This window comes from Pollutibacter soli, assembly GCA_029269725.1.
GTDB lineage: Bacteria > Bacteroidota > Bacteroidia > Chitinophagales > Chitinophagaceae > Pollutibacter > Pollutibacter soli.
The window spans coordinates 1-580 of the sequence record JARJHS010000025.1; the positions used below are offsets into that span (position 1 = coordinate 1).

Genomic DNA, 580 nt, shown 5'->3' on the forward strand with positions numbered 1-580 from the left:
GATGTAAAGAACATCTTCAAGCAGATCAAAGAGAAGTATAAAAAACAGCCTATCAATACTGAAGACGGCCTGCGTATTGAATTCGATACTGACTGGGTGCACCTGCGTACATCCAACACCGAACCCATTATACGTATCTACGCAGAAAGTGGTACTGAAACCACTTCCGCAAATATCGCCAAGCGCATAATGGCCGATATCAAGGAAATGATGCTGGAAAACGTTCACTAATCAAACTACCAACCGACCGTTGCCCACCGGCCATACATACGACGTTGTTGTTATTGGCGGAGGGTTAGGCGTCTTGCTGAGCGCTGTCATTCTTGCTAAAGAAGGCAAGAACGTCTGCGTGCTTGAAAAAGACAAGCAAATAGGCGGCTGCCTGCAAACATTCTCGCTCAATAAGAAGGTCTTCGATAGCTGCGTGCACTATATTGGTGGGCTTGGCGAAGGCCACACCCTCAATCGCATCTTCAGTTATGCGGGCATCATGGACAAACTCTCGCTAAAAGCCTTTGACGAGAACAGCTTTGACAAGGTAGCTTTCGGAGACGAGGACATTCTCTACCCTCAAGCCATC

Annotated in this window: 1 protein-coding gene and 1 pseudogene; both read left to right on the plus strand. The window is 47.4% G+C overall.

Going from position 1 to position 580, the window contains the following annotated elements; translation table 11 throughout:
* Nucleotides 1-231, plus strand: a pseudogene (locus tag P2W82_RS24675) (phosphoglucosamine mutase); the annotation flags it as partial.
* A gap of 19 nt (nucleotides 232-250) precedes the next feature.
* A partial coding sequence (locus P2W82_RS24680; RefSeq protein ID WP_336518630.1) for an FAD/NAD(P)-binding protein occupies nucleotides 251-580 on the plus strand: 330 nt, incomplete at its 3' end.